Origin of the sequence: Helicobacter pylori (assembly GCF_006440215.1) — a bacterium.
GTDB lineage: Bacteria > Campylobacterota > Campylobacteria > Campylobacterales > Helicobacteraceae > Helicobacter > Helicobacter pylori_CS.
The window spans coordinates 35,003-51,478 of sequence record NZ_VEZH01000009.1; the positions used below are offsets into that span (position 1 = coordinate 35,003).

Annotated in this window: 16 protein-coding genes; 4 read left to right on the plus strand and 12 right to left on the minus strand. The window is 38.4% G+C overall.

Annotation, left to right across the window (positions count from 1 at the left end):
- The first annotated feature begins 21 nt into the window (after positions 1–21).
- Positions 22–579, plus strand: coding sequence for a hypothetical protein (locus FIM44_RS05440; RefSeq protein ID WP_140579345.1), 558 nt, complete (start codon positions 22–24; stop codon positions 577–579).
- A gap of 5 nt (positions 580–584) precedes the next feature.
- Positions 585–1,466, plus strand: coding sequence for a signal recognition particle-docking protein FtsY (gene ftsY / locus FIM44_RS05445; RefSeq protein WP_140579346.1), 882 nt, complete (start codon positions 585–587; stop codon positions 1,464–1,466).
- Between the two features lie 202 nt (positions 1,467–1,668).
- Here the strand turns inward: ftsY and FIM44_RS05450 are convergent, their stop codons facing one another.
- From FIM44_RS05450 to moaA, 5 genes are all read right to left on the minus strand, one after another.
- Positions 1,669–2,220: an NYN domain-containing protein gene (locus tag FIM44_RS05450; protein ID WP_229763112.1), complete on the minus strand. Its 552-nt coding sequence runs from the start codon at positions 2,218–2,220 to the stop codon at positions 1,669–1,671.
- Between the two features lie 504 nt (positions 2,221–2,724).
- Positions 2,725–3,039, minus strand: coding sequence for a YkgJ family cysteine cluster protein (locus tag FIM44_RS05455; protein ID WP_140579347.1), 315 nt, complete (start codon positions 3,037–3,039; stop codon positions 2,725–2,727).
- Positions 3,040–3,097: 58 nt separating this feature from the next.
- Positions 3,098–4,078, minus strand: a complete 981-nt coding sequence (locus FIM44_RS05460; protein WP_140579348.1) for a sortase — start codon at positions 4,076–4,078, stop codon at positions 3,098–3,100.
- A 10-nt stretch (positions 4,079–4,088) separates the two neighbouring features.
- Positions 4,089–5,639, minus strand: a complete 1,551-nt coding sequence (locus FIM44_RS05465; RefSeq protein ID WP_140579349.1) for a hypothetical protein — start codon at positions 5,637–5,639, stop codon at positions 4,089–4,091.
- Positions 5,640–5,890: 251 nt separating this feature from the next.
- Positions 5,891–6,856, minus strand: a complete 966-nt coding sequence (moaA, locus tag FIM44_RS05475) for a GTP 3',8-cyclase MoaA (RefSeq protein ID WP_140579350.1) — start codon at positions 6,854–6,856, stop codon at positions 5,891–5,893.
- Between the two features lie 86 nt (positions 6,857–6,942).
- On the opposite strand from moaA, the gene mobA reads away from it, so the two are divergent.
- Both mobA and flhB read left to right on the plus strand, forming a co-directional pair.
- Positions 6,943–7,548, plus strand: coding sequence for a molybdenum cofactor guanylyltransferase MobA (gene mobA, locus FIM44_RS05480; RefSeq protein WP_140579351.1), 606 nt, complete (start codon positions 6,943–6,945; stop codon positions 7,546–7,548).
- Positions 7,541–8,617 (plus strand): flagellar biosynthesis protein FlhB, encoded by a 1,077-nt coding sequence (flhB, locus tag FIM44_RS05485; RefSeq protein ID WP_140579352.1) that lies wholly within the window; start codon positions 7,541–7,543, stop codon positions 8,615–8,617. Before mobA ends, flhB begins: the two co-directional genes overlap by 8 nt.
- An 81-nt stretch (positions 8,618–8,698) precedes the next feature.
- On the opposite strand, the gene FIM44_RS05490 is transcribed toward flhB, so the two are convergent.
- Genes FIM44_RS05490 through pyrH form a run of 7 tightly spaced genes read right to left on the minus strand, consistent with a single transcriptional unit; the run spans position 8,699 to position 16,402 of the window.
- Positions 8,699–9,436, minus strand: coding sequence for a hypothetical protein (locus FIM44_RS05490; RefSeq protein WP_140579353.1), 738 nt, complete (start codon positions 9,434–9,436; stop codon positions 8,699–8,701).
- An 18-nt stretch (positions 9,437–9,454) separates the two neighbouring features.
- The gene (locus FIM44_RS05495) at positions 9,455–10,753 is read right to left on the minus strand and encodes an N-acetylmuramoyl-L-alanine amidase family protein (protein ID WP_140579354.1); all 1,299 of its coding nucleotides are present in this window, start codon (positions 10,751–10,753) and stop codon (positions 9,455–9,457) included.
- Between the two features lie 6 nt (positions 10,754–10,759).
- A complete protein-coding gene (gene fabX, locus FIM44_RS05500; RefSeq protein WP_140579355.1) occupies positions 10,760–11,851 on the minus strand; it encodes a decanoate oxidase/trans-2-decenoyl-[acyl-carrier protein] isomerase FabX in 1,092 nt (363 codons plus the stop codon).
- A 16-nt stretch (positions 11,852–11,867) separates the two neighbouring features.
- Positions 11,868–13,076, minus strand: a complete 1,209-nt coding sequence (gene tyrS, locus FIM44_RS05505; RefSeq protein WP_140579356.1) for a tyrosine--tRNA ligase — start codon at positions 13,074–13,076, stop codon at positions 11,868–11,870.
- Between the two features lie 23 nt (positions 13,077–13,099).
- Positions 13,100–15,427: a RelA/SpoT family protein gene (locus tag FIM44_RS05510; protein ID WP_140579357.1), complete on the minus strand. Its 2,328-nt coding sequence runs from the start codon at positions 15,425–15,427 to the stop codon at positions 13,100–13,102.
- Entirely contained in the window at positions 15,414–15,638 is a 225-nt protein-coding gene (locus tag FIM44_RS05515; RefSeq protein WP_000712202.1) for a DNA-directed RNA polymerase subunit omega, read from the minus strand. The genes FIM44_RS05510 and FIM44_RS05515 overlap by 14 nt, the downstream gene beginning before the upstream one ends.
- 41 nt (positions 15,639–15,679) lie before the next feature.
- Positions 15,680–16,402: a UMP kinase gene (gene pyrH, locus FIM44_RS05520; RefSeq protein ID WP_001148056.1), complete on the minus strand. Its 723-nt coding sequence runs from the start codon at positions 16,400–16,402 to the stop codon at positions 15,680–15,682.
- Between the last annotated feature and the right edge of the window lie 74 nt (positions 16,403–16,476).

Sequence of the window (16,476 nt, forward strand, 5' to 3'; positions counted from 1 at the left end):
ATTCTTAAGGATGTGTTTATAATGAGAATTAAGGCTTATTTTTTGCGTTTTATCGCGCTGGTTTTGATCGTTTTGTTGGGTTTTAACGCTTGTAAAAATTCCCAAAAACCTCAAGATTCTCAAAACAATACCACCCAACAAGATAGCCCTAAAACCTACACCGCTATGGATTTGAATAACCAAGAATACACGATTACAGGCGATTTAGATTCTCTCAATATCAGCCCGGATTCCAACACCCCTACCCTATTGATTTTAAGTGCTTTAGATAATTCTTTAAAAGATTACGCCCCCACCTTTAACGTCTTAAAAAAAACTTTTAAAGATCGTTTGAGGGTGCTTATTTTACTCAATCAACCCTATTCAAGCGATGCAATCAAAGACTTTATTGTGCCTTCTCAAACTGATTTGATGATTTTAAACCCTAAAGATACCGCTCTTTTTGATCATTTAAACCATAACACTTTAAACCATTCTTTTAACATGCTCTTATATGACAAACACCAATTGATTAAAATGTATCAGGGGATCGTGCCAGCAGAAATGCTCCAATTTGATATTTCACACTTAAAGGATTAAAAATTATGTTTAATTTTTTCAAAAAAATTGTCAATAAAATTAAAGGCGAAGAGGTTAAAGAAAAAAAGCGTGAAAATATTCCTAAAGAGGAATTAGAAGAAATTTTGATCGGCTTTGACATCCAATACGATTTGATAGAGAACTTGTTACAGCATTTAGGCGATTTGGTTACGCCCAAGCAATTAGAAGTCGCTTTGTTGCGTTTTGTGCGTGGGGAAAGTTATTATGATAAAACCCGCCTAAAAACTATCACCACAAAGCCCTTAGTGCACTTAATCGTTGGGGTTAATGGGGCGGGCAAAACCACCACGATCGCCAAACTCGCCAAGCTCTCTTTAAAACAGCATAAAAAAGCGCTTTTAGGGGCAGGCGATACCTTTAGAGCGGCCGCAGTCAAACAGCTCCAGTTATGGGGCGAAAAGCTTAACATTCAAGTCATTAGCGCTAAAGAAGGGAGCGATCCAAGCTCTCTAGCTTACAACACCATAGAAAGCGCGATCGCTAAAAATATAGATGAAGTTTTTATAGACACCGCCGGGAGGCTGCACAACCAGACCAACCTTAAAAACGAGCTTTCTAAAATCGCGCGCACCTGCTCTAAAGTTTTAAAAGACGCCCCCTTTTATAAATTCCTTATTTTAGACGGCACGCAAGGGAGTTCTGGGCTAACGCAAGCGAAGATTTTCCATGAGACTTTGGCACTAGACGGCGTGATCATGACTAAGCTTGATGGCACTTCTAAAGGCGGAGCGATTTTAAGCGTGCTGTATGAGTTGAAATTACCCATTCTTTATTTAGGAATGGGCGAAAAAGAAGACGATTTGATCGCTTTTGATGAAGAACGCTTTATAGAAGACTTGGTTGATGCGGTGTTTGTGGAACAATAAAAAATACAACTATACCAAATGCATAAGTATAACATGAACAGTATGATTAAGCAACCTTATGATGAGTTCAATGTTTTCTATAAGGGCGATGATAAAGCACCTTTTGAAAGATTTATTCGAAGAATTAAGATTAAAACATTGCAAAAATAATATAGAAGTTATTACCAATATAGTAAAATAGGAGTTTTAAACTCCTATAACCTTATTCTGAGCACCTATTAATTATATTGTCGTTTTTAATGCCTAATTTATTATATATATCTTCTATTCTTACTTTTTTGATAAAATCACAATGTTTAGTAAGGCTACTCTCTATTTTTTGTTCGAGATCTTCAAAAAGAATAATTTCTGTTTGAATTCCATTTGTTCTAGCCAATTTTAAAGCCGGAGACATATCAGAGTCATATCCTATTAAAACCACTTTTTCTACAAAATGTTTTAAGGAAATTTCTAACATATCTATTCCAAGGAGCATATCTACTTGTTTTTGAATTTCCTCATCACCACGCTTAACAAGCTTCCCAAGTCTCAAAGCAGTATGATTTAAGCGTTCTAGTGTTGACAAGAAATTCAGTATATCTTTCTTTTTGGAATGACTATCTAGTGGTTTTGCTGTGTAAAAGAATATTCTATATAGATTTAACAAGTCTTTCTCATGGTAACTGTCAAAAACACATAAATTACAAAAATCTACAACTTTCTGTGGATTATTGTTGTAATTAAAAAAGAGTTTTTTTTCTCCATGTTTTTTCAAAAACACCTATTCTCAAATTTTCAAAATCAACGAAAATTGCTGTTTTTTGTGTATGGTTCATAATTTTTATCCTTTTTACATGGATAACTAGGACCAGGAATAAATGAGACCCTAGTTGAGTAATATGCTACCTATTATAATAAGTTTTTTGTAAAAAGTCAAACTTATAGATTTTTTATACTTCAATCAATTATTGTTTATAATCGTAGAACTATTGGTGAAATAGAGTCTGTTTTTATAGGATATCAATAACCAAATTTAAAAAGTTATTAGCATTTTTTACAATCAATAGTAAAGAGCTTGACGCTAGTCAAGTGATAGCTTTAAAAAGCGGTCTTCTTGAATTAGGGGTTTTTAGTTGGGGGTTGTAGGGGGAATTATTTCAAAATACCCCTATCCCATTAAGAGAATGAGTTTTATCATAAAATAGAATAACTAAAACCCCTTTTTTTAATAATAAGACTTTGAGTGTTCATATTTAATGAAAATAGAGCTATTTTTAGTCTATTCCGTAATAATAACCCTAAAACTCACATCCATATGGTTTGCTTCTTGCAAAGCGTTGCAAACCTCTGCGTTTTTAGCATAAAACTCCTTCAGTGGGATATGAGAATAAAGCTTTTTGTGCGCTTCATCAACCCTGCAAATTAACGGGCGGGATTCATAAATCTTGCACAGATTCGTTTCTAAATCCAAAAACTTGCACACCCCATTGCCAGCATCAAACCCAATAAGCTCAGCAATCCCGGTGATATTTTTACAGCACAGCCCACAAGAGGTGCAAGGGAAACGATCAAGCTTTTCTTGTGATTCTTTCATCTTTTTATATCCTCACCTTTAAAGCCCTTCATCTTTCAAGCCCCCAAGCGATCCCTTTTCACAAGTTTTCAAGACCTTTTTGCTTGGATTGGATCATCGCCACATTATAATGCCCACTTTTTTGCCCGCTTTCTAGGGCATTCATCTGATTTCGCATGAGATTGAGAGCGTTTTGCGCTTTTTCATTGAGCTTTTGGTGTTCGTCCATGATAGGCGCTTTCAAAAAAGCACTCAAACTAGAGAGCGTTGAAACGGTAACGCAGAGCTGATCTTTTTCTTTTTGATTGTAACGAGAGGTATCGTAGTGATGCTTTTTCATCGTACTAATAGCATCTATGGAGAGCGAGAAGAATATCTTCTCAAATCTTGTAATCTGTTCGATGAAAAGATCTGCCATTTTCCTAACGGCTTGAAACTGATCAACCATCACATCCGCTTTTTTGACGGCTACTTCAACTTGAGAGTAATAAGCCTTGGCATCGTCTCGCTTTTTTTCCATTTCATCAGCACTAATAGCCCCCAAAATAGCGAGTGCAGGAGCTGCTAACAAGCCTCCAAGTACTGCCATACCCGCAAGACCACTCGCAGCGAGCCCTCCACCCAAAATAGCACCAGTAGTAAAACTAGAAATACCTAAACTACCAAAGCCTGCAATCACTCCTGGAGCAGAGTCTCCATCAATACCGTTGGCATTAAGTTGGTTAAGGAGGTTTCGTGCGTCTGAAACCTGGCATTGAATGTCTTGCATGTTGATACCTTCAATAGTGATCCTACTGTGTTTCAATTGGTGGAAATGATCCAAAAAGTTTGAAACGCTATGACTTAAAACACGGAGTTTTTTCTTACCCAATCTCACTAAAGCTTGATTGCGACTAGACTGCGCATTATCAACTTTTCTTTTTGCTTCCTCTTTTAAACTCTCTGCCTTTTTGATAAATTCATCAGCTTCGCAATCGGCATCAAGCGCATCAATCCCTTTTTTAAATCCGTATCCTGCTGCCGCTAGGGCTAACCCTCCTAAAATAAATGGTAATGGCATGTTTTCTCCTTTACATTCTTATGTCTTTATTACTAGTAATCAATTCCCAACCCTCTTTGGAATTATCAAATAACGCCTTTTGACCTAGTCTTTCTTGAATCTTATTATTGACTCCTATGGCCAAATCCGCATCGCCTGCATAAAGCGCACGCTCAAGCTCATCAAAATTCTGATTGAAAAACTTGGTGGTTTCATGAAAATATCGCTCAAACACTTCATTAAATTGATTTTGATACGTCTCTAACAGCTTGATGAGTTCACGGCATTCTCTTTCAATCTCAATACGCCTTTGGCGCGCCAATTTAGCCTCTTCTCTAGCCTTTAGAAAAGCGTTAAAAAAAGTTTCACTCAGAATCGCACCCACAAAGCCCCCAACCAACGCCCCAACCACAGGAATGGGGATGAGCACTTGACCAGCAACTGCCATAGCCCCACTACTTACAAGAGTGGTATTGGCTTTCCCAAGCTGTTTAAGAAGCTCTTTCCCATCAATCTTTCCAGAAAAATAGCGAGTTAAAACCGTAGCATTTGCCACACAAGCACCCACAATCATTGCAGGCACTGAACCCTTGCCAAGGCTTTGGATGACTTTATTAGCGCTGCTTTGCATCAAACCTCCCAAAGATGAGCTTGCAAACGCGCTACCATAACTAAGCACTCCACCCTTTAGGGTAGCAATGGCGGTGTGCTTGATCGCCTTCATAGGATCCTTGCCATTTGCGATACATTCATAGATATTTGTTATTGCTGAGACCCCACCACCTATCAACGCACCGGTTTGTGCGGCGTTCATTCCTGCTTGATGCGAAACGCTGGTAACATCTTTGGCAGTGGAGAGATTTGGGTTCAATCTGGCTTCAATCGCCTCTGCTTTAGTGATGCTCGCAGACCTTGTATTGGCTTTGATTGTTTTGCATTTTTGGAGTCTTCTCTCTAAAATATTGGCTTTTTGGAAATTGCCAAAACTCTTTTGTTTGGCGATCTGAGATTCCAAACTCTTGATCGTAATATTAGCTTCTTTTTGAAAATCCCCAAAAAAATCCTCAGGGATTTTCACCTTCACGCCATTTTCAAAGTATTTTTCATAATCTTTGGATAAGAATTTTTCAAAACACTCCGCACCATTTCTGCCCACAAATTTACTTTGCGTGAGCGTTCCAGGAATGACATTCCCCTTTTTATCCACATTGGCATAATCCACGATTTCGTGGTTCTTACTGGGCGTGGCATAGTCTGGGAAACGCTCTCCGATCTGAGCCTTTTGCGTGCTAGAAAGATCATCATATTGACGCAACCTTCCCATTTTTCCTGCAAGGATATTATTCGCATTAACATGGGCTTGTTCTTTGATTTCCGCAGAATAGCCTGCCTGTTGGTTGATATTTTGATTAGTATAGTTAGGGTTTATCTTCCTTTTTGAGATCTCTTCCAATTTATCCAAGACAGACAGATGCTCTCTATTCGCGCTAGCATAAAGTGCACTCTCTTCGCTAGTTGAACCCATGATAGTGGCATCTGTAATGTTGCTGTATTTTTGTTTTTTCTCTCGATCTTTTTTCATGGCTCAACTCCAAAAACGAGAGATTTAAAAAGAGCGAGAGATTTGGGGGATTCTAAAAAATTTAGGGTAGGCTTATAAGTAACCCCTCCCCCCCGAAAGACCGGAAACTAAAAAAGCCGGAAATAAAAAACGCTAGGACTTTTTCCATAAAGACCTCCTTATCGTTTGATCCTAGCCATTATAACCAAAAATCCTAAACAAACCGCCTTATTTTTAATAAAAAGGTTTAAAATGATAAATATTTTACTCCCCTACCCCCCTGTGTAGTAAAACGCCCTTGTGGGAGTGTCGTTATTTTTATCATTCCACATGTTTTTTTCTGGTTTATTGATGACAGATTGTTTTAAAAGCCTTTTCATCATTTTTGTATCCTTATTCATGATCGCTTCTTTAGCGTCTATGGCGTCTTGATAGTATAAACATGGGCAAATCTTGCCATCAGAAGCCAAACGGATACGATTGCAAGATTGGCAAAAATCATCGCTATGCGGAGCGATAATGCCAAATTGATAGCCATTTTCTAGCGTGTAGATTTTAGAAGACCCTTGTTTAGGTTTTTCTGTTTCAATGATTTTGTATTTTTGAGCGATCAAATCTAAAATTTCTTCCTCTTTCAAGCCTTTAACCAAACTTTTAGCATGCGTATTTTCCATAAATTCAATGTAGCGGATTTGTATATGCCTGTTTTTTGCGTATTCTAAAAGCTCTAAGATTTCATCATCATTAACGCTTTTCACCACAACCGTGTTTAATTTGAGTTTTAAACCCACTTTCAAGGACTCTTCAATCCCTTCCAGAGTATTTTTAAGAGCGTCTTTTTGAGAGATTTTTAAAACCCTATCGCTTTTTAAAGAATCCAATGAAACATTCACCCGTGATAACCCGGCATCTTTTAAACCCTTAGCCATTTTTTTGAGTAAAAAACCATTAGTGCTTAAAACTAACGCCACTTCCTTATTATAAGCGTGCAATTTAGCGATAAACTCGTCTAAACCCTTGCGTAATAGCGGCTCCCCACCCGTGATTCTAATTTTTTTAACGCCCTCATCAATGGCAATTTTAAGAAATTCTAAAACATTATCCAAAGGCAATAATTCTTCATCATCAAAAAAATCTAATGGCGTAGCAGGCATGCAATACTGACACCTGAAATTGCATTGTTTGGTTACAGACACCCTAATATAATCAATAACCCTATTAAAACTATCTACTAACACTCCCTTTATCCCTTATGCCCTTTATTTAAGCTTTTAGTGTAACATAATAAACCATAACTTAACAACATCAAACATGGATAAATCTTTTGAAAAACCCTATCATTGATAACATTCCTTGCGTTTTATTAGCTGGGGGCAAAAGCTCTCGTTTCATCATCAATGACGTTCAAATCAATAAGGCTCTTGCGCCTTTAAAATCGTATCCTAGCCTTTTAGAATACCAATACTCGCGCCTTTTAAAACTTTTTAAACAAGTCATTATCAGCGCGAAAAAATCTTACGAATTAAACGCTCCCTATCTTTTAGAAAAAGAGAGCGGCCTTTTTTCACCCCTTTTTGGCATTCATAACGCTTTTTTAACGCTGCAAACCCCTTATATTTTTTTTATCGCCATAGATGCACCTTTAGTGTCCTTTGAGAGCATTAAGGCTCTTTGTGGGATTAAAAACTTTAGCGTAGTCTATGCTAAAAGCCCTACAAAAGAACATTATTTGATTTCTCTGTGGCATCAAAATACCCTTAACGCTCTTTGTTACGCCCTTAAAACACAAAATTATCGCTTGAGCGATCTTGTGAAAAACACCTCTTCTATCGCTATCCATTTTAATCAAGAAGAAGAATTTTTAAACCTCAACACCCTAAAAGACTATGAATTAGCCGTTCAAATTTTAAAAAAGAGGGCCAATGGCTGAAGAAGAAAAAACCGAACTCCCTAGCGCGAAAAAAATCCAAAAAGCCAGAGAAGAAGGCAATGTGCCTAAGAGCATGGAAGTGGTGGGGGTTTTAGGGTTATTGGCTGGGCTAGTGAGTATTTTTGTTTTTTTTATATGGTGGGTGGATGGCTTTAGCGAAATGTATCGCCATGTGTTGAAAGATTTTTCCCTAGATTTCAGTAAAGAAAGCGTTCAAGAGCTGTTTAACCAACTGGCTAAAGACACTTTTTTATTGCTTTTACCTGTTTTAATCATTTTAGTGGTGGTGGCGTTTTTATCTAATGTCTTGCAATTTGGCTGGCTCTTTGCCCCTAAAGTCATTGAGCCTAAATTTTCTAAAATCAACCCTATCAATGGCGTCAAAAACCTTTTTTCTTTAAAAAAGCTCCTTGATGGGAGTTTGATCACCTTAAAAGTTTTTTTAGCTTTTTTTCTGGGGTTTTTCATCTTTTCCTTATTTTTAGGGGAATTAAACCATGCGGCTCTTTTGAATTTGCAAGGCCAGTTATTGTGGTTTAAAAGCAAGGCGTTACTGCTCATTTCTTCGCTTTTATTTTTATTTTTTGTCTTGGCTTTTATAGATTTAGCGATCAAACGCCGCCAATACACCAACTCTTTAAAAATGACTAAACAAGAAGTTAAGGACGAATACAAACAACAAGAAGGGAACCCAGAAATCAAAGCCAAAATCCGCCAAATGATGGTGAAAAACGCCACGAATAAAATGATGCAAGAAATCCCTAAAGCCAATGTCGTGGTTACTAACCCTACCCATTATGCCGTCGCTCTCAAATTTGATGAAGAACACCCAGTGCCTGTGGTAGTCGCTAAAGGCACGGATTATTTAGCCATTAGGATTAAGGGTATCGCTAGAGAGCATGACATAGAAATTATAGAAAATAAAACGCTCGCTAGAGAGCTTTATAGAGATGTGAAATTAAACGCTACCATACCAGAAGAATTGTTTGAAGCGGTAGCGATTGTCTTTGCGCAAGTGGCTAAATTAGAACAAGAACGCCAAAAACAAAAGATCATTAAATCTCTTTAAGATTTTTAAACCCGCTTTTAAGCCCTAAAAAGACACTCAATCAAGGACACTCAAAAAACTTTAGCTATCCCTATTTGAGCTTTAAATCTTATGCTCCAAACGCCTTAAAGTGTTATGGATGTATTCTAAAAGCCACCCCAACAAGCCTAAAAAGTAAAAACCCAATCGCATGCCATAGTATTCTTTAGTTTGAATGAACATGCTAGAGCATAGCACCACCACGCTAAGCCCCACGATCAAAATAAGCGTGTTAGCGTATTCATACAACCCAAAAAGGCGTTTATGATAGATTAAAACCAGTATCAATAAAATAAGAGCGAGTATAAAAAGGGAAAAATCCACACAATCAGACACGTTTAAAAATCTAAAACTCTGTAAAGAAGAAGCAAAAATCCACACGATGCAAATATTCATAGAGGGCAAGAAAGATTGCTTCATGCTAGCCCCTAAAAAACGCCACAATAAAGTCGCTAACAGTGCAAAATAGAAAATATAAAGCGCTATTAAAGAATGTTTAACAGGAAAATTCCAAGCGTAGAAAGAAAGGCATAAGATCCCTACGCAAGCGCATTTTTGGCGCGTGAGGGTGAAAGGCTTTAGAATAAGCACAAGCAGATAAATTAAAGAAACGCCTATTAGCCCCAAGTAATCTAATTTGACAATGAAATCATAAACATGGTTTTCAAACAAAAAAAACAATTGCGAAAAATCATCGCTGAAATGCGAAAGCAATAAAGTTTCCACATTGAACAAAAACAACAAAAAAAACAATGAAGAAAAAACGACTTTATGCGTGTATATTTTTTGATAAAAATTCATCTACAACCTAATCATTGCCTAATCATTCTTGCTGAAGAAACTATCAATGCCATCAGCAATGCCCTTAGCCAAGATTTTTTGATACGGTTTGCTTTGGATGCGTTTAGATTCTATCGCATGGGAATTATAACCAATTTCTATTAAGATTGAAGGCATTAAAGCCCCGGCTAACACCCAAAAAGGCCCCTCTCTCACGCCCCCATCCACCACATCAGGGTAATTTTTGCGGATACTTTGGAGCATGCCGTATTGCACATCAATCGCCAGTTTGTTAGAGACAATCAATCGCTGCGTGTTCAATGAATTTAAAAGCAAACTTTTAGAAAAATAATCCATTAAATTTACATCGTCTTTATTTTCTTGCTCAGCCACTTTCCTAGCCCTTTCACTCCTTGCGGTGGATAAAAAATAAGTTTCTATGCCATGGGCGTTAGAGGTGGAGCGTTTAGGGATGGAATTGGCATGCACTGAGATGAATAAATCCGCGCTTTTTTTATTGGCTAATTCCGTTCGGGCCACTAAATCAATGTAAATGTCTTTATCCCTTGTCAATAAAACGCTATAGCCTCTTTTTTTAAGCTCTTTATGCAAAAACTTCACCACTTCTAAAACAATGTCTTTTTCACACACCAAATTCGCGCTCATCGCCCCGCAATCTTTCCCCCCATGCCCAGCGTCTAAAACGATTTTTTTGTGTTTTTTGCGCTTGGTTTTGATGAAAGTATCATTTTTTTCTGCTATAAAGACTTGGTTCTTGCTCTCATTTTCCGCTTCTTTTTTAGGAATTTCTTTTTTAGCGTTCCTTTCGTTCAATGGAGAATGCGCGTGTTTTGAATGCGCATGCTTAGTTGGCGTTTTCTCTTTAGCCTCTTTTTTAATAGATTTAGGGGCGGGTTTAGGTGTGGGGTGTTTTAGCGCATGGTGTTTGGGTGGTTTTGGTGCTATTTGATGCCTTGTTAAGGGCTTTTTCTCCACGATAGAAACATAGAGTTTGTCTTTAAGGATTTTAACTTCATAAGTCATCTTAGGAGCGTGGCTAATGACCACTCGCGCTAATTTAGGGCTAAATTGCGCGATCGTGATGGACGATTGTTTAGAAAATTGGTAATGCTTTTTAGGAATGGTTAGGATCGCTTCTAATTCCAAATAACTCTTAAAATTTTTGAGCGAAACTTCTTTGAATTTTTTAATTTCTTGATTGAACGAGATTTTAACACTGCTAGAGCCAAAAGGCACAATGTTGGTAATTTTAAGGGTTGTAGCACAAGCAAAATGCAACCAAAAAAGACATGCGACAACCCCTAACCTCACAAGCACTACAAATTAACCCTCTGTAAGCTCTTTAATCAATTCATGCACGCTGATAATCTTATCCACTCTATAGCCATTAGCCCCGGTAAAATAAAGCCCCTCTTCTCTGTTCCCTAAATAACTGCGCCCCAAACCATCAGCGATACAATAGCCCACCTTTTTAGCCTCTTCACCCCTGTTACAAGGCGCTACACAATTGCTCACGCATGCGATTTTGGGTGCGTTACCCTCTTCAATACGTTTGATCACCCCAGTATTAATAGCCCTAGCCGGATAGCCTACAGGCGATTTAATGAGTAAAATATCTTCTTTGCTGAGCGTGGGCAAAAGATCGGCATACACTTTAGCGTCGCATTCTTTCGTGCCTAAAAAACGAGTCGCCATCTGCACCCCACTCGCTCCAAGACTTAACATGGTGTCTATATCTTTCCTATCCCAAATCCCCCCAGCAGCGATAATAGGGATATTCCCCCATTCCTTAGAAGCTTCCACGACTTTAGGCACTAAGTTTTCTAATCGGAATTCTTCTTTGAAACAATCTTCGTATTTAAAGCCCTGATGCCCCCCACTCAAAGGCCCTTCCACAATAAACGCGTCCGGGATTCTTTTATACCGATCGCTCCATCTTTTACAAAGGATTTTTAAAGCCTTCGCTGAAGAAATAATAGGGATGAGCGCCACATCGCTAAAATCCTTAGCGAATTCAGGCATGTTAGTGGGCAAGCCAGCCCCTGTAATAATGATATTCGCTCCCGCTTCACAAGAGTCCCTTAAAACACGACCATAGTCATTGATAGCGTATAAAATATTCGCTCCTAAAGGCTTGTTCCCGCAAATCTTTCTAGCGTTTGCAAAAATCTCATTCAACGCTTTTTTGGAGTAAAAATTCAAGGCTTCAAAGGGTTTTTTAGCCACAATCCTTTCTACAAAACGCATGTTTTTATAATAACCAGTCCCTACGGCTGAAATCACTCCTAAAGCCCCTTCTTTGGCAACATTTCCAGCTAGTTCATCCCAGCTAATCCCCACACCCATTCCCCCTTGAAAGATAGGGAATTTTATGGTGTGCTTACCGATTTTTAGCGGTTTGAGTGTTGATACCATAGCTCTTTCCTTAATATTAGTTAATATTTAATTTCATAAATCTTTTCTTACCAAGCTGTATAACATAATTTCCTTTAACAAAACGATAACTCTCATCTTTTACCGCTTCTTGATTAATCTTTACCCCTCCCCCTTGAATATCGCGCCTGGCTTGTGAAGTGGATGGGCAAAAGCCAATCTGTTTTAACACATCTAAGATCCCAACCCCCTCATCAAAATCGCTTTCTGATAAAATTTCGGGCAAAAGGTTTGCGCTAAACACTTTAGAAAATTGCTCTTTCGCCTTGAATGCTTGATCATTGTCATAATAACGAGCCACGATTTCACTAGCGAGATCTTCTTTAACGGCTTTAGGGTGCAAGGTCTGATTTAAAATACCATGTTTTAAGTCTTCAATTTCTTCTAAAGTCTTAGCGCTCAAAAGGGTGTAGTATCGCCACATAAGATCATCGCTCACGCTCATGATCTTCCCAAACATCGCATTAGGCTCTTCCGTGATCCCCACATAATTCCCCAAGCTTTTACTCATTTTTTGCACCCCATCAAGCCCTTCTAATAAAGGCATGGTGATGATAGATTGCTCTTTATTCAAACCATAAGCCCGTTGCAAAAAGCGCCCCACCAGCAAATTAAACTTTTGATCATTGCCCCCAAGCTCAATATCCGCACCCATCGCCACTGAATCATAGCCTTGCAGCAAAGGGTATAAAAATTCCACGATGCTAATGGGGCGGTTTTCTTTGTAGCGTTTAGCAAAATCGTCCCTTTCTAGCATTCTAGCGACTGAAAACTTCGCACACAATTCTATCATGCCCTTTGCGCCTAAAGTATCCAACCAAGTGGAATTAAAGCACACTTCGGTGTGTCTTTGATCTAAAATTTTATAGATTTGCTCTTCATAAGTTTTAGCGTTTTCTAAGACTTGCTCCCGGTTTAAGGGTTTTCTTGTTTCATTTTTCCCCGTAGGATCGCCTATCATAGCGGTAAAATCCCCAATCAAAAACTTAACCCTAGCCCCATATTGCTGCAATAAGGCTAGTTTTTGGATCAATACCGTATGCCCTAAATGCAAATCTGGAGCGGTAGGATCAAATCCGGCTTTAACGATAAAGCGTTCATTGGTTTCATAATATTTCCTCACTAGCTTTTCAATGTATTCTAACCCAATGATTTCATTAGCGCCTCTAGCGATCTCTTTTAAGGCGATAGCGATTTTTTGTTCCATGTTCATTCCTTAATTAGGGCTTATTATGATTCATAAGCATCATCCAGACTGGATAATTCTACAATCCTATCTTGATATTTGCGATTGATTAAAGCTCTGATCCAATCCGCCTTATCCGTGGCTATTTCAAAACTCACTTCACAATGGCTAGAATACTTGTCTTTATAGCCCAAATAAGACACGCCCACAATATTGCATTCATTCCTGTTTAAAAAAGTCAATAAACCCGCTAAAACCGACTTTTTTTCGCCTAAATAAAACATCATTTTATAAATCGTTCGATCCCGCTTGTGCCATTCTATATAAACCATAGGCACTTTAGCGTCCACTTCCGCCATCGCTTTTTTGCAAAATTTATGGTGTGCAACCGCTTTTGGATCTTTTAAATCCGTTACAATCGCAATGATTTCATCGCCGTATTTAGGGTAACAACAATCATTTAACAACACCTGTTTGATTTCTAAAGCGTTGCTGGAACAAACGCTAAAATGTTCTAATTCCTTACACTGCCACTGCCGGTTTGGGGTTAAAAAATTCAAAACGCTGGTTTTAAAACCCAAATACCTTAAACCTCGAGTCCATAAACTCATCTCTTGGTATTCTAAAATCGCATCTTCTTTTAAAGAAAACACCTTATTTTCAATTTCTTCAGTGAGTTTGGCTAAATTTTCAAAGCTTTTCATCGCTTCTGTTAAAGTAATCTCTACCCCGCAATCGGTTAATTTCTCTTCAAAGTTTTTATAATCTTTCAAATCCACATCTTCAAAAACAGAGCGCCCAAAAAAAGTCGCTAAGATATTGATCATGCTCTTAGTGTCAATTTCTTTCAAGCGGTTTCTTCTTTGGATGCGCAAATGGTTTTTAGCCTTAGAAGTTTTAAGCTGATCCATCCAAATGAAACGAGGTATTATTTTATCGCCTTTAACGATTTTAACCACATCCCCACTCCTTAATTCTTGATTGAGTAAGGCTTTTTTGCTATTGATATAAGCGTCCGTGGCTTTATCGCCCAAATCGCTATGCACCATGTAAGCAAAATCTAAAGCAATCGCTCCCACCGGTAAGGTGTAAGTGTCCCCATGGGGCGAAAAAACGACAATATCTTCACGATACAAATCGTTCTTAGCGAGTTCGTAAAATTCCTTAGGGTCGTTTTTCAAATCGCTGTCATGGTATTTAAAATTTTGCAACCACCTCATGCCCTCATGATGATCTTCATTATCCACGCCTCCAGCTTTATACTTCCAGTGGGCTGAATTACCATACTCCGCCCCCATATGCATATCAAAGGTGCGGATCTGCACTTCATAAACAGAAGATTCATCAAAAATGGTCGTGTGTATTGTCTTATAGCCATTTTCTTTGGGTAAAGCGATGTAATCTTTAAAACGAGAAACAATGGGTTTGAAATTCAAATGGATGATCCCTAAAACTTTATAGCAATCAATCGGATTTTTCAATAAAATCCTAATGGCTAACAAGTCCAAAATTTCATCAATATTAACTGCGCCCTTCCGTTGCATCTTAAGATAGATAGAATAAGGGCGCTTCACCCTTGTAACGAGTTTAAAGTCCGAATAGCTAAACCCGCTATCAAAAAGTTTTTTTTCTAACTTGCTCGCAAAAGCGTTGAGTTTTAAGAGTAAAGACTGCTTGTTTTTGTGCAAATATTCCTTGATATTTTTATACTCTTCTGGATAAATATAATAAAAGCTCTTGTCTTCTAATTCATTTTTGATTGAAGACATGCCCAATCGGCTCGCTATGGGGGCATACACCGCTAGAGTCTCTTTAGAAATACGCACCTGCTTGTCATGAGGCAAGGCGTCTAAGGTGAGCATGTTGTGCAACCTGTCGCTAATCTTCACCACTAAGGCTCTTGGATCTTGTATCGCGCTAATTAAAATCTTTCTGAAAGTGAGTGCTGAGACCACCATTCTGGGATCTTGAGAGCTCACGCCTAATTCTTCTTTCCTGATTTCAGTGATTTTAGTGAGCGCATCCACTAAATTAGCCACATCTTGCCCAAATTCTCGCTCAATCGTTTCAATCTCACAAGGCGTGTCTTCTACCACATCATGCAAAAGCGCAGCGCACACCATCGCTTCATCGCCCCCACAAAACGCTACCAAGCTTGCCACACAAATAGGATGGACAATATAAGGCTCGCCGCTCTTTCGGTATTGCCCCTTATGGCTTTTGGTCGCTAAATTTAGGGCGTTTTCAATCTTGGGCGTGAAATCAATTAAAGTCCTTAAGATTTCAATGCCACCCTTTGGGGTCGTAACTTTTTTAATAACATCCAAAATCCGTAAGAATCCGATATCAACGGATTTATCAATTTCGTTCATCTATCCTGTCTATATCAATTTTCCCTTCAGCGATTTCTCTAATGGCAATATCCACTAATTTATGACGCTTAGGATCCATATTCACTAAAGTTTTGGCTCCGGCGTTTAATTGCTTCACACGAGCGAAAACTAAATTATCTAGCATGTAGCGGTCGTTCCCAATATTTTTTAAGGCTTGAGCGACTAAACTCTCTGTTCTCTCTTTTTTCAAACTGATCCTTTTATTTTGAGCTCTATCCAATTTTAAAGGGCTTATTTTACCATAGAAAACACGCCTTGTTGGTGCTTGATCACTTGCAATAAATTCCCTTTTTTGAACATGTTACACACCACGATGGGGAGCTTATTGTCTTTAGCTAAAGAAATAGCGGTATCGTCCATCACTTCAATATCCCCTATCAAGGCATCGTTATAGCTTAAAGTGTCTAATTTTTTAGCGTCTTTAAATTTGTTAGGGTCTTTATCGTAAATGCCATCCACTTTAGTCGCTTTAATGATTAAATCCGATCCGATTTCAATCGCTCTTAAAGTGGCCGCCGTATCCGTAGTGAAAAACGGGTTTCCCGTGCCAGCGCCAAAAATCACCACCCTACCCTTTTCTAAATGCCTGATCGCTTTCCTGTAAATATAACTTTCACAAATCTCTTTGATTTCAATCGCGCTCTGCACTCTTGTGTCCAAGCCGATATGCTCTAAAGCTTCTTGCATGGCTACCGCATTAATCACGGTGGCTAACATGCCCATATAATCCCCACTGGTGCGCCTGATAATCCCCCCTTGAGCCGCGCTAACCCCCCTAATGATATTGCCTCCACCAATCACAATACCCACTTCAATATCGTTTTCCACTAAACTTTTGATCTCTTTAGCGATGTGATCTAGCACATGAATGTCAATCCCAAACTGGTTGTCCCCAGCTAACGCTTCCCCAGAAAATTTCACCAAAACCCGCTTGTTTTTTATCTTTGCTTGCATGATCCCTTCTTAATTAATTAATAAAATTTTAATAAAACTTGTGATTGTAACCTAATCTTGCTTAAAAACACCCT